This window comes from Pseudomonas batumici, assembly GCF_000820515.1.
GTDB classification, from domain to species: domain Bacteria; phylum Pseudomonadota; class Gammaproteobacteria; order Pseudomonadales; family Pseudomonadaceae; genus Aquipseudomonas; species Aquipseudomonas batumici.
The window spans coordinates 72,730-86,251 of record NZ_JXDG01000056.1; the positions used below are offsets into that span (position 1 = coordinate 72,730).

Below are 13,522 nucleotides of genomic sequence, written 5' to 3' on the forward strand. Positions count from 1 at the left end.
TTTTTGCGAATAATCTTGTAATTCCAACAACAAAATTATGACAGGCACGTCCCCAAATGACTCTACGAATCGCAATCAACGGATTTGGCCGCATCGGCCGCAACGTACTGCGTGCACTCTATACCCAAGGTTACCGCCAGGACCTGCAGGTCGTCGCCATCAACGACCTGGGCGACAGTGCCATCAATGCCCATCTGCTCAAGTACGACACGGTTCACGGCACCTTTGATGCCAGCGTAGAGCATGACGCTGAAAGCCTGACCGTCAACGGCGACCGGATTGCCGTCAGCGCGATCCGCAACCCGGCCGAACTGCCCTGGGCCGCCGAGAAGATCGACGTGGTCTTCGAATGCACCGGTCTGTTCACCGACCGTGCCAAGGCCGCCGCGCACCTGAGCGCCGGCGCCCGCAAAGTGATTATTTCCGCACCGGCCAAAGGTGCCGATGCCACTGTGGTGTACGGGGTCAACCATGACATCCTGCGCTCATCGCACCAGATCATTTCCAACGCGTCGTGCACCACCAACTGCCTGGCTCCGGTGGCCCAGGTGCTGCACCGCGAACTGGGCATCGAAAGCGGCCTGATGACCACCATCCATGCCTACACCAACGACCAGAACCTGACCGACGTCTACCACACCGACCCGTACCGCGCCCGTTCGGCGACCCAGAACATGATCCCGAGCAAGACCGGCGCCGCCGAAGCCGTGGGCCTGGTGCTGCCGGAACTGGCGGGCAAGCTGACCGGCATGGCCGTGCGCGTGCCGGTGATCAACGTTTCCCTGGTGGACCTGACCGTGCAGCTCAAGCGCGAGGCCACGGCCGATGAGGTCAACGCCCTGCTCAAGGAAGCCAGCCGGCATTCGAAGATCCTCGGCTACAACACCCTGCCGCTGGTTTCCAGCGACTTCAATCACAACCCACTGTCGTCGATCTTCGACGCCAACCACACCAAGGTCAGCGGCAAGCTGCTCAAGGTCCTGGCCTGGTACGACAACGAGTGGGGCTTCTCCAACCGCATGCTGGATAACTGCCTGGCGCTGTGCAACGCTGAATAACCGCGGAACGAGGAACAGGCGTGGAGCCACCGATGATAGGGATCAGCTTTACCCATACCACCATGGCGGCGCGCAAGCGCATCGCCCTGGTGGCCCACGACAATTGCAAAGTGTTTCTGCTGGACTGGGCCGAGCGCCAGAAAGAGCGCCTGGCCCGGCATGAACTGGTGGCCACCGGCACAACGGGTTTGTTGTTGAACAAACGCCTGGGCCTGCCGGTGGAAAGTATGATCAGCGGCCCGTTGGGCGGCGACCAGCAACTGGGCGCACGCATTGCCGAGCAGCGGGTGGATATGCTGGTGTTCTTCTGGGATCCGTTCGAGCCGCAGCCCCACGACCCGGATATCAAGGCGTTGCTGCGGGTCGCGGCGGTGTGGAACATCCCGGTGGCCTGCAACGAGTGCACCGCCGACTACCTGCTCAGCAGTCCGTTGATGGAGCAGGCGCATGAGTATCGGGTGCCGGATTACAACGCGTATCTTTCAAGCAGGCGTTAACGTCCGGCCAGACTGAACGCGGTCACTGTAGGAGCCAGCTTGCTGGCGATGGTCGTCAACGATAACGCGGGGCATCTGATACCCCACGGTGCCTGGGCTACCATCGCGAGCAAGCTGGCTCCTACAGTGGACCGTGTTCGGCTCTCCCCCCCCCCCTTTAAGTGAACAACATTGCGTCTTTGGCGGGATTTTTTCGTTTTTGCCTATCGGTTTCAGTCGAATGAAGGTGATGCGGGATCAGATACGCGCGAACCTTGCAGCAACGCATCCACCACCGCACGCGCCACTTCCACTGAATGCAGCATGCCCCAGAACAGCGCCCGCTCGACGGGGTTGGTATGCAGGCTGATTTCGTCGCCATTGAGTTCCGCCGTCTCGAGCAGATTCGAAACGTAGGTCAGTGCGTCCTGGGCGTTGATGCCCGGTTGGATGGCAAACAGCGTGGGCTTGTACGGTGCCTCGGGGATAACGGGTTTGGCGCAAGTGAATGCGAGGGTATCGAGCAAACGGGACGTGTTTGCCGGAGGCGGCTCAGGCTCGTTGGAGCAGGTATCAGAGTGTTTGCTTAGATACAGGTCTTTGTCAGCGGTACTGAGGATCTTGCGGACAGTCGGCGGATCAGGGGTAATTTTCTTAATCATGGTGAAGCTCCTTTGTTAGATCGGGAGCCCATCACCCACGCTGCAAAACGAAAGGTGGCGAGCCGTACACAGGTTTGCAGACCGGAAACAAAGGAACCCGGCAGGCCAAAGCCTCCTGCGCACAGCTCGCCATAATACGAGCACAAAAACCGCTTTCGCAGCGCTGTGCGCCTTTGTTTGTTCCGGGCTGCAAAACCCGCGTCGCTGAGTTTGCAGCGACAGCCAAACTTAGCGTTCACCTTTTGCGCGCGCAATATTCTCCCACGCCCGAAGCTCGTAGGAAATGTTAGATATTTTAGAAGGCCATTTAACCTTTCTGTAGGGGCGAGACGCCAACGACGAAACACATTGGGACTTGACCAACAATACATATGATAAGCATTATCATTTACTTGCAATCGGTCCGGTGCTTCCGTGAGTCAGTCCCACTTCAATACTGTCTTCCTCGCCCAGCGTGTCACGCTGCTGCGCACCTTGCAGCGTATGGTCAACAATCCCAGTACCGCCGAGGATCTGCTGCAGGAGACCTACCTGCGGGTCACCCGAGCCTTGAGCGAACGCCCGGTGGATCACCTCGAACCCTTCGTCTTCCAGACCGCCCGCAACCTGGCGCTGGACCATCTGCGCGCGCTGCGTGTCCAGTCGCGCACCCTGATGGACGACGTGCCCCTTGATGTCATGCAGAACGTCGCCGCCCCCCTGAGCACGGCGGAAGACGCCACCCACGCCGAGCAGATGCTCAAGCGCCTGAGCGTCAGCCTCGGCCAACTGAGTGCGCGCCAGCAGCAGATTTTCATCCTCAGCCGCCTCCACGGCTGCAGCTACCAGGAGATCGCCGAACGGCTCGACGTGTCCCTGAGCACCGTGCAAAAGGAACTCAAGCTGATCATGGCAATCTGTGTCGGAGTGGCCGAACGCTTGGATCGCTCCTAAGCTCTGGCGCCTGACAGCGTAGACGGCCAGCTCGAAAGCCCTATGGCTCTATCGCTCAAAATCACAAGATCGTTGAACCAAACCGTGGCAAACGTTGCCGAGGAACACCCGTGACAGACAGTCAAGACCTGCGCCCGCCCGCCTCCGGGCAGGCGCCGCATGACGCAGCCATGGATCAGGCACTGGACTGGCTGATCGTCATGGAGTGCCCGACGGCCGAGCAGCAGGCCGCCTTCGACACCTGGCACGCCGCCGACCCGCGCCATGCCCAGGCCTATGCGCGGGCCAGCGCTGCCTGGAATGCCCAGCCGGTGTTCGCCACCGCCCAACTCCTGCAACAACAGCTCCTGCAACAGCGGCGACGCCCGTCACTGCTGCGGCGCCTGCGCCCACACTGGAAACCCCTGGCCACCGCCGCCGCGCTGCTGATCGCCCTCGGCAGCTATGGCAACCTGCCCTTGCGCCTGCAAGCCGATCACCTGACCGTGGTCGGCGAACGCCAGCACCTGCAACTCGAAGACGGCTCGAAAGTCCTGCTCAACACCAACTCGGCGTTCTCCAGCACCTTCAACGAGCGGCAGCACAAGGCCCGGCTGTACAAGGGCGAGGCGTTCTTCGAAGTGGCCGCCGAGCGCGAACAACCCCTTGAGATCGACGCCGGGCCAGTCCGCGCCAGCGTCAGCGATACCAGCTTCGCCGTGCGCTACCTCGATGGCGAGGCGCAGGTGCAGGTCCAGCGCGGCGATGTCGACCTGCGCACCCTCGACGACAGCGCCCGCCTGCGCCTGTCCGCCGGCAACAGCGTGCGGGTCGGTCCCCACGGCTTCGGTCCCCCGGAAAAACTCGATGCACAGAAGGACCTGGCCTGGGTCCAGGGCCGGCTGGTGTTCGAAAACTGCCCGCTGAACCAGGTGCTGGCCGAACTGCGGCGCTACTACCCCGGCTGGATCGTCAACAACAACGAGCACCTGGCCCAGGTCGCCGTCACCGGCAACTACCGCCTGGACAAGCCCCTGGACGTGGTCCGCGCCCTGGCCCAGATCACCTCCGCCAAGCTCTCGGAGTACCCGGCGCTGGTCATTCTCAACTGAGCAGAATTATTTTTACGCGATAGCCACCGGTGATTCGTCTCGTTATAGCTAATGCAAGTGATTCGCATTTGAATCACGCACTACCTATAACGATTCGTCCACCCGGGAGCGCTATCGATGCCCACTCGTTTCACCTCCAAGACCCGCACCGGCGGTCTGCAACACCGCACCTTGTCCTTGCTGACCGCCGCCATCCTGCTGGCCGGCGCACAAGCGACGCCGGTGCTGGCGGCCGGTACCGCCGAACCGCCGGCCAGGAGCCTGGGCAACTACAGTTTCTCCATCGCACAACAACCCCTGGTGTCGGCGCTCAACGCCTTCACCTCGATCACCGGCTGGCAGGTCGGCTTGCCCGCCGAGCTCGGCCAGGACGTGGCGTCGCCGGGCGTGCGCGGCGCACTGCCGCCGGAAAAGGCCCTGGAGCGCCTGCTGGTCGGCACCAACCTGAGCTACCGCAAAGTCGGCGATAACAGCATCGTCCTGGAAAAGCGCGCCGGCGGCAGCGCCCTGAACCTGGCGCAGGTGACCATCAGCGCCACCCGCCAGGAGCAGGACGTCAGCTCGGTGCCCAACACCGTGACGGTGAAGGACCGCCAGCAACTCGATCGCCAGAACGTCAATACCATCAAGCAACTGGTCCGTGACGAACCCGGTGTCTCGGTGGGCGGCACCGGCCAGCGTGGTGGCGGCATCAGCAACTACAACATCCGTGGCATCGACGGCGACCGGATCCTGACCCAGGTCGACGGCGTCGAAATTCCCGACAGTTTCTTCAACGGCCCTTACGCCAACACCCGGCGCAACTACGTCGACCCGGAAATCGTCAAGCGCGTGGAGATCCTTCGCGGTCCGGCCTCGGTGCTCTACGGCAGCAGTGCCATCGGTGGCGCGGTGAGCTACTACACCCTCGACCCGGATGACATCATCAAGCCGGGCCAGGACGTCGGCGCCCGCCTGAAGAGTGGCTACAGCTCCGCCGATAACAGCTGGCTGACCTCCGGCACCGTCGCCGCACGCAGCGGCGATCTCGATGGCCTGCTGCACCTGAGCCAGCGCAACGGACGTGAGACCGAGTCCTATGGTGATACCGGCGGCACCGGTCTGAACCGCACCGCGGCGAACCCGGAGAAAGCCCGTGCTACCAACGTACTGGCCAAGTTGGGGTGGAACTACAACGACGACTCGCGCCTGGGCCTGACCTACGAGCGCTACAAGGACGATATCGATACCAACCAGCGCAGCGCCGTGGGTGGCCCGTTCAACTTCGGCCAGCCACTGGGCATGTACCACTCGCGCACCGGCAACGACACCATCAGTCGCGAACGCTTCGGCCTCGAGAACAGCTTCGGCCTGGACAGTGCCGTGGCCGATCACGTCAAGCTGAGCCTGAACTACCAGATCGCGAAAACCGACCAGAGCACCCTGGAAAACTACTTCCCCTTCACCCGTAACGTCCTGCGCAGTCGCGATACGGTCTACGAGGAAAAGCAGTGGGTCTTCGATGCCCAGGCCGACAAGGCCTTCAACCTCGGTGCGACCGATCACCTGCTGACCTACGGCACCACGATCAAGCAGCAGAAAGTCACCGGTTCGCGCAGCGGTTCCGGGACCTGCCTGGCCGTGGGCCGGGGCTGCACCGCCGTAGGCGCCGACAGCCCGTCCGACCGTCTGGTCAAGTCCAGCGACTTCCCGGACCCGACTATCGACAGCTACAGCCTGTTCGCCCAGGACCAGATCAGCTGGAACAAATGGACCTTCCTGCCGGGCCTGCGCTATGACTACACCCAGCTCAAGCCGCACATCACCCAGGAATTCCTCAACACCATCGCCGCGGCGGGCGGCGGTGCCGTCGACGGTTCCAACAAGACCTGGCATCGCGTCTCGCCCAAGTTCGGCCTGACCTACGCCCTGAGCGACCAGTACACCTGGTACGGCCAGTACGCCGAAGGCTTCCGCACCCCGTCGGCCAAGGCCTTGTACGGTCGCTTCCAGAACCTGAACACCGGCTACCGGGTCGCGCCCAACCCGAACCTACAGCCGGAAAAGAGCAAGAGCTACGAGACCGGCCTGCGCGGCAAGTTCGAGTCCGGCTCCTTTGACCTGGCGGTGTTCTACAACCAGTACCGCGACTTCATCAACGAAGACGCCATCGCTCCCGGCTACACCGAGCTGACCTTCCGGAGCAACAACATCAAGCACGCCACCATCAAGGGTGCCGAGCTCAAGGGTCGCCTCGACCTGGATACTTTCGGTGCACCGCAAGGCCTCTACAGCAAAGGCTCCCTGGCTTATGAGCACGGCCGCAACAACGACACCGGGCAACCGCTCAACAGCGTCAACCCACTCACCGCCGTCATGGGCCTGGGCTACGACCAGGACAACTACGGCGGTCTGTTGAGCTGGACCCTGGTACAACGCAAGCACGGGGTAGACAGCAGCAACTTCTTCTCCCCCGACGGCAAGGGCGAGCAGTTCAAGACCCCGGGCTACGGCGTGCTGGACCTGACCGGTTACTACAAGGTCAGCCACGACGTCACCGTCAACGCCGGTCTCTACAACCTGACCGACAAGAAGTACTGGAACTGGGATGACGTGCGCGGCTACGACAGCGTCGGCGAAGCCGGCGTGCTGAACCCGGCCAACCTCGAGCGCCTGACCGCGCCGGGGCGCAATTTCTCGGTCAACCTGATCTGGGATATCTGATCGAACCGCACCTCACCCGGCCGGATTTCGCGGCGCCAGGGTGAGGTTTTTTTACTGTCGCGCGCCTTCTGATTCGTCTAGTCACACAACGCCTCTCATTCTCAAGGACATCGTCATGACCACCCCGGACACCACCCAGCGCCCAAGCCTGCGCTCGCAACGCCTGAACCAGATCACCCACGAACCGCACGCCAGGCTCGATCAGTTGGTCAAGGCCCACGCCCCGTTCGAAACCCGGGCGAACTTCGCCCGTTTCGTAGTGGCCCAGTACCTGTTCCAGTCGGAGCTGGTGTCGCTGTACAACGATCCCGAACTGATCGCCCTCGTGGCGGATCTGCCCGAGCGCTGCCGGGCCGAAGCAGCCAAGGCCGACCTCGCCGACCTGGACACCGAAGTGCCGGCGCCAGTGGCCGGCGCCGTGAAGCATCCGAGCAAGGCCGAGGCCCTGGGCTGGCTCTTTGTCTCCGAGGGTTCGAAGCTCGGTGCCGCGTTCCTGATCAAGCGCGCCGTGGGCCTGGGCCTCGGCGAAACCTTCGGCGCCCGCCACCTGGGTGAACCGGCTGGTGGCCGTGCCGAAGGCTGGAAGCGTTTTACCAGGACCCTCGACGGGCTGGAGTTCAGTGCCGAGGAAGAGGCGGCGGCGGAAAAAGCTGCCATCGATGCGTTCGTGCGTTTCACCGTGTTGCTGGAACAGGCCTACGCCACGGCGCCGGAACTGGCCTGATCAGGCGCCCCCGTCCTTTTCAGGAACCGGGGGCTTGAGCCGCTCACTCCATCGCCGCACAATCGACGCCATGACCCAGCCAAAACCCTCCTCTTCCAAACTCGCCCGCGTGCTCTTCGGCCTGCTTGCCTATGTCAGCCTGGGCATCGGCCTGATCGCCATCGTCGTTCCTGGCCTGCCGACCACCGAGTTCATCCTGCTGGCCGCCTGGGCCGCCACCAGGAGTTCGCCGCGCCTGAGTGCCTGGCTGGAAAACCATCGCCTGTTCGGCCCGATCCTGAGCAACTGGCGCAACGGCAAGATCATCGCCCGCCGGGCCAAGGTCAGCGCCACCGTCAGCATGCTGCTCTGCGCCACGCTGATGCTGGTGATGCTCGAACACGGCTGGCCGGTCTACCTGGCCATCGCCGGGATGAGCCTGGGCAACCTGTGGATCTGGTCGCGTCCGGAGCGGCTCGCCCTGCCCGACGCGTCCTGATACCCATTCGGTGCCTACGGTCCATGGCGGCACCTGACATCGACAATCGGCTGTATTTCAGGTGCAATGCCCCTTCTCACGGAGGGCCTTCGATGACCGATCTACTGACGTCCATTCAAGCCGCACTCGACCTGCCCCTTTCGCCCCCGGTCTTCACCGGCAGCGGCGTTCTCCCCTCGGCCTTCGCCGTCACCGAACTGGCCGGCGCCACCCTCGCCGCCGCCGGCCAGGCCGTGGCCGAACTGCTGCAGCAACAACGCGGACAACGCCCCGAGGTCGAAGTCGACCGGCGCCTGGCCTCCTTCTGGTTCGGTACCGCCGTGCAGCCGGTGGGCTGGGAAATCCCACCGCCCTGGGACCCGATAGCCGGCGACTACGCCAGCGCCGACGGCTGGATCCGCCTGCACACCAACGCCCCGCACCATCGCCGCGCCGCCGAGCGGGTACTGGGACCGGCCACCGATCGCAACGCCATGGCCGACAAGGTTGCCCAATGGTCCGCCGGCGAGCTGGAGCAGGCCGTGGTCGAGGCCGGGGGCTGCGCCGCGCAAATGCGCTCGTGGTCCGCCTGGAAGGAACATCCTCAAGGGCTGGTGGTGAATGCCGAAGCCCTGGTCCAGCGAACCACCCACGACAGCCATGGCCCGCGGACCTGGTTGGGTTCGCAGGCGCGCCCGCTGGCGGGCATCAAGGTCCTGGACCTGACCCGCGTACTCGCCGGCCCCGTGGCCAGCCGCCTGCTCGCAGGACTGGGCGCCGATGTGCTGCGTATCGACCCACCGAGCTGGGACGAACCCGCGCTGACACCGGACGTGACCCTGGGCAAGCGCTGTGCCCGCCTGAACCTGCATGACGCCGCTGACCGCGAGATCTTCGAAGGCTTGCTGGGGGGCGCCGATATCCTCCTGCACGGCTACCGCGCCGATGCGCTGGACGGGCTCGGCTACGATGCCCGACGCCGTCAGCGCCTGGCCCCCGGCCTGATAGATGTGAGCCTGAACGCCTACGGCTGGAGCGGCCCGTGGCGCAATCGCCGGGGCTTCGACAGCCTGGTGCAGATGAGCAGCGGTATCGCCCAGGCCGGCATGCTCTGGAAGCAGGCAGACAAGCCCATCCCGCTACCGGTGCAGGCACTGGACCATGGCACCGGTTACCTGATGGCGGCCGCGGCAATCCGCGCACTGACCGAGCGCTTGCACAGCGGGCTGGGCGGCTCAGCGCGCTTGTCCCTGGCCCGCACCGCGAAACTGCTGGTGGAACAGGGGGCGGTCAATGGCACACAGCTACTGTCGCCCGTAGAGGCACAGGACTGGAACCCGCTGCTGGAACCGACCTCATGGGGCCCGGCGCAACGTTTGCTGGCGCCGCTGAAGGTCGGGGCGGTGCCGTTGCAGTGGACCTTGGCGGCGACGAAACTGGGAGCCCATCCGCCACAGTGGTGGTGAACTCGAAACTCCCCAGCGGCCATTGTCCCCACCACCCGCGTGACCAATGCGCCGCATCGCAGTTTGTGTGCCCATGAACTGATCTGTATCACCTCTCGCTTTTATTCCCGCCCCTACTCTGCAGACTCACTTCTCCTGAATTGGAGTCATGCAATGTCTGAATCTCCCGGAAAACTGCGATTAGGCGCGCTGGTCGCCCTGGTGGTCGGTTCGATGATCGCTTTTCCCTGCCGCAGAACATGGCCGCCAGTGCCGATGTCGGCGCCATCCTGATCGGCTGGGCCATTACCGCGGTGGGCATGTTGACCCTGGCGTTCGTGTTCCAGACCCTAGCCAATCGCAAGCCAAACCTGGACGGCGGGGTCTATGCCTACGCCAAGGCCGGTTTCGGCGACTACATGGGGTTCTCGTCGGCCTGGGGCTACTGGATCAGTGCCTGGCTGGGCAACGTCGGCTATTTCGTCCTGCTGTTCAGCACCCTGGGTTACTTCTTCCCGGTCTTCGGTCAAGGCAATACCCTGGCCGCGGTGGTCGCTGCCTCGGTGCTGCTGTGGGCCGTGCATGGGCTGGTACTGCGCGGCATCAAGGAAGCGGCCTTCATCAACCTGGTCACCACCGTAGCCAAGGTGGTGCCGCTGCTGCTGTTCGTGCTGATCGCGCTGTTCGCCTTCAAGCTGGAGATCTTCAGCGCCGACATCTGGGGCGTGAAGAACCCGGACCTGGGCAGCGTGATGAACCAGGTGCGCAACATGATGCTGGTCACCGTCTGGGTGTTCATCGGCATCGAGGGCGCGAGCATCTTCTCCGCCCGCGCGGAAAAACGCTCGGACGTGGGCAAGGCCACGGTCATCGGCTTCATCACCGTGCTGCTGTTCCTGGTGCTGGTGAACGTCCTGTCCCTGGGGATCATGACCCAGCCGGCCCTGGCGAAACTGCAGAACCCGTCCATGGCCGCCGTGCTCGAGCACGTGGTCGGTCACTGGGGTGCGGTGCTGATCAGCGTCGGCCTGGTCATCTCGCTGCTCGGCGCCCTGCTGTCCTGGGTGCTGCTGTGCGCGGAGATCATGTTCGCCGCCGCCAAGGACCACACCATGCCGGCGTTCCTACGCCGCGAAAACGCCAACCATGTGCCGGCCAACGCCCTGTGGCTGACCAACGCCATGGTCCAGGTCTTCCTGGTCATCACGCTGTTTTCCGCCAGCACCTACCTGTCGCTGATCTACCTCGCCACCTCGATGATCCTGGTGCCCTACCTGTGGTCGGCGGCCTATGCCGTGCTGCTGGCGGTGCGTGGCGAAAGTTATGAACAGGCCCTGGGCGAACGCCGCAAGGACCTGGTCATCGGCGCCATCGCCCTGGTCTATGCGATCTGGCTGCTGTACGCCGGCGGCGTCAAGTACCTGCTGCTGTCCGCCCTGCTCTACGCCCCCGGTGTGATCCTGTTCGCCAAGGCCAAGCACGAGCTGGGCAAGCCAATTTTCACCCCCGTCGAGAAGCTGATTTTCGCCGCGGTGGTCATAGGCGCCCTGGTGGCGGCCTACGGCCTCTACGACGGCTTCCTGACCCTGTAGCACCCTGTTTGTTCCGCCCTCTGGAGGATCTGCAATGACCACGGAAAAAGTGAAGTACGGCGTTCATTCCGAAGCCGGCAAGCTGCGCAAGGTGATGGTCTGCTCACCGGGCCTGGCGCACCAGCGGCTGACCCCGAACAACTGCGACGAACTGCTGTTCGACGATGTGCTCTGGGTGGCCCAGGCCAAGCGCGATCACTTCGACTTCGTCACCAAGATGCGCGAACGCGATATCGACGTGCTGGAAATGCACAACCTGCTGACCGACATCGTCGGCCAGAAGGAAGCCCTGGACTGGATCCTGGAGCGCAAGATCACCGCCAACCAGGTCGGCCTGGGCCTGGTCAACGAAGTCGGCGCCTGGCTGCGCAGCCTGGAACCGCGCAAGATCGCCGAGTTCCTGATCGGTGGCGTCTCGGCCGATGACCTGCCCGGCAGTTTCGGCGGCAAGACTATCGAGATGTTCCGCGACTTCCTCGGCCACTCCAGCTTTATCCTGCCGCCGCTGCCCAACACCCAGTTCACCCGCGACACCACCTGCTGGATCTACGGTGGCGTGACCCTCAACCCGATGTACTGGCCGGCGCGACGCCAGGAAACCCTGTTGGCCAGCGCCATCTACAAGTTCCATCCGGAATTCGTCAACGCCGACTTCCAGGTCTGGTACGGCGACCCGGACCAGGAACACGGCAACGCCACCCTCGAAGGCGGCGACGTCATGCCCCTCGGCAACGGCGTGGTGCTGATCGGCATGGGCGAGCGCTCCTCGCGCCAGGCCATCGGCCAACTGGCGCTGAACCTGTTCAAGCACAAGGCGGTGGAACGGGTGATCGTCGCCGGCCTGCCGAAGTCCCGCGCGGCCATGCACCTGGACACCGTGTTCAGCTTCTGCGACCGCGACCTGGTGACCATCTTCCCGGAAGTGGTGAACCAGATCGTCGCCTTCAGCCTGCGACCTGACGAGAGCAAGCCCGGCGGCATCGACATCCGTCGCGAAGAAAGCAACTTCCTCGACACCGTTGCCCAGGCCCTCGGTCTCAAGGCCCTGCGCGTGGTGGAAACCGGCGGCAACAGCTTCGCCGCCGAACGCGAGCAGTGGGACGACGGCAACAACGTGGTGGCCGTGGAGCCGGGCGTGGTGATCGGCTACGACCGCAACACCTACACCAACACCCTGCTGCGCAAGGCCGGCGTGGAAGTGATCACCATCAGCGCCGGCGAACTGGGCCGGGGCCGCGGCGGTGGCCACTGCATGACCTGCCCGATCATCCGCGACCCGATCGATTACTGACCGATATTCAAGCCTGTCCTTGCCCCCACGAAGGGCCACGGCAGGCGGATAACCGATACCCAAGGAGATCCAAAATGGCTTTTAACATGCGTAATCGCAGCCTGCTGAGCTTGATGCACCACACCAACCGCGAACTGCACTACCTGCTCGACCTGTCCCGCGACCTCAAGCGCGCCAAGTACACCGGTACCGAGCAAGCGCACCTCAAGGGCAAGAACATCGCGCTGATCTTCGAAAAGACCTCGACCCGCACCCGCTGCGCCTTCGAAGTCGCGGCCCATGACCAGGGCGCCCACGTCACCTATATCGACCCGGTGTCGTCGCAGATCGGTCACAAGGAAAGCATGAAGGACACCGCCCGCGTGCTCGGGCGGATGTTCGATGCCATCGAGTACCGTGGCTTCGAGCAGGACATCGTCGAAGAGCTGGCCCAGTTCGCCGGCGTGCCGGTCTTCAACGGCCTGACCGCCGAATTCCACCCGACGCAGATGATCGCCGACACCCTGACCATGCGCGAGCACAGCGACAAGCCGCTGCATGACATCAGCTACGCCTACCTCGGCGATGCCCGCTACAACATGGGCAACTCGCTGCTGATGATCGGTGCCAAGCTCGGCATGGACGTGCGCATCGGCGCACCGAAGGCGCTGTGGCCCCACGAGGATTTCATCGCCCAGTGCCAGGCCTTTGCCGAGGAGAGCGGCGCGCGCATCACCCTCACCGAAGACCCGAGGGAAGCGGTCAAGGGCGTGGACTTCATCCACACCGATGTCTGGGTGTCCATGGGGGAGCCGGTGGAAGCCTGGGACGAACGCATCGAGCAACTGCTGCCGTATCAGGTCAATGCGAAAATGATGAAAGCCTCGGGCAATCCGCGGGTGAAATTCATGCATTGCCTGCCGGCGTTCCATAACAGCGAAACCAAGGTCGGCAAGGACATCGCGGCGCGTTACCCGCACCTGGCCAACGGCGTTGAAGTGACCGAGGAGGTCTTCGAGTCGCCAGCCAACATCGCCTTCGAGCAGGCGGAAAACCGCATGCACACGATCAAGGCGATCCTGGTCTCGGCGCTGGCGGATATCTGAGGACT

At 63.6% G+C, this 13,522-nt stretch carries 11 protein-coding genes and 1 pseudogene; 11 read left to right on the forward strand and 1 reads right to left on the reverse strand.

Annotated elements, in window-relative coordinates; translation table 11 throughout:
• Positions 1-56: 56 nt before the first annotated feature.
• Together gap and UCMB321_RS20610 are read left to right on the forward strand one after the other, a co-directional pair.
• Entirely contained in the window at positions 57-1,058 is a 1,002-nt protein-coding gene (gene gap, locus UCMB321_RS20605; protein WP_040070276.1) for a type I glyceraldehyde-3-phosphate dehydrogenase, read from the forward strand.
• A gap of 32 nt (positions 1,059-1,090) precedes the next feature.
• A complete protein-coding gene (locus UCMB321_RS20610; RefSeq protein WP_040070277.1) occupies positions 1,091-1,555 on the forward strand; it encodes a methylglyoxal synthase in 465 nt (154 codons plus the stop codon).
• Positions 1,556-1,767: 212 nt separating this feature from the next.
• On the opposite strand, the gene UCMB321_RS20615 is transcribed toward UCMB321_RS20610, so the two are convergent.
• On the reverse strand, positions 1,768-2,196 hold the full coding sequence (locus UCMB321_RS20615) for a hypothetical protein (protein WP_084615119.1): 429 nt from the start codon (positions 2,194-2,196) through the stop codon (positions 1,768-1,770).
• Positions 2,197-2,610: 414 nt separating this feature from the next.
• Here UCMB321_RS20615 and UCMB321_RS20620 point away from each other — a divergent pair, with 414 nt between their 5' ends.
• The 9 genes and pseudogenes from UCMB321_RS20620 (at position 2,611) to UCMB321_RS20660 (ending at position 13,517) form a co-directional block, all read left to right on the forward strand.
• A complete protein-coding gene (locus tag UCMB321_RS20620; RefSeq protein WP_040070278.1) occupies positions 2,611-3,129 on the forward strand; it encodes an RNA polymerase sigma factor in 519 nt (172 codons plus the stop codon).
• A gap of 110 nt (positions 3,130-3,239) precedes the next feature.
• Positions 3,240-4,220, forward strand: a complete 981-nt coding sequence (locus UCMB321_RS20625) for a FecR family protein (protein WP_040070279.1) — start codon at positions 3,240-3,242, stop codon at positions 4,218-4,220.
• 117 nt (positions 4,221-4,337) lie between these two features.
• The gene (locus tag UCMB321_RS20630; RefSeq protein ID WP_040070280.1) at positions 4,338-6,923 is read left to right on the forward strand and encodes a TonB-dependent receptor; all 2,586 of its coding nucleotides are present in this window, start codon (positions 4,338-4,340) and stop codon (positions 6,921-6,923) included.
• 115 nt (positions 6,924-7,038) lie between these two features.
• The gene (locus tag UCMB321_RS20635) at positions 7,039-7,647 is read left to right on the forward strand and encodes a biliverdin-producing heme oxygenase (RefSeq protein WP_040070281.1); all 609 of its coding nucleotides are present in this window, start codon (positions 7,039-7,041) and stop codon (positions 7,645-7,647) included.
• 70 nt (positions 7,648-7,717) lie between these two features.
• Complete coding sequence (locus UCMB321_RS20640) at positions 7,718-8,125, forward strand: YbaN family protein (RefSeq protein WP_040070282.1); 408 nt, start codon at positions 7,718-7,720, stop codon at positions 8,123-8,125.
• A gap of 92 nt (positions 8,126-8,217) precedes the next feature.
• The gene (locus tag UCMB321_RS20645; RefSeq protein WP_040070283.1) at positions 8,218-9,570 is read left to right on the forward strand and encodes a CoA transferase; all 1,353 of its coding nucleotides are present in this window, start codon (positions 8,218-8,220) and stop codon (positions 9,568-9,570) included.
• A 153-nt stretch (positions 9,571-9,723) separates the two neighbouring features.
• A pseudogene (arcD, locus tag UCMB321_RS20650) lies at positions 9,724-11,141 on the forward strand (arginine-ornithine antiporter).
• A gap of 34 nt (positions 11,142-11,175) precedes the next feature.
• Positions 11,176-12,432, forward strand: coding sequence for an arginine deiminase (gene arcA / locus UCMB321_RS20655; RefSeq protein ID WP_040070285.1), 1,257 nt, complete (start codon positions 11,176-11,178; stop codon positions 12,430-12,432).
• A 74-nt stretch (positions 12,433-12,506) separates the two neighbouring features.
• The gene (locus tag UCMB321_RS20660) at positions 12,507-13,517 is read left to right on the forward strand and encodes an ornithine carbamoyltransferase (protein ID WP_040070286.1); all 1,011 of its coding nucleotides are present in this window, start codon (positions 12,507-12,509) and stop codon (positions 13,515-13,517) included.
• The last annotated feature ends 5 nt before the right edge of the window (positions 13,518-13,522 follow it).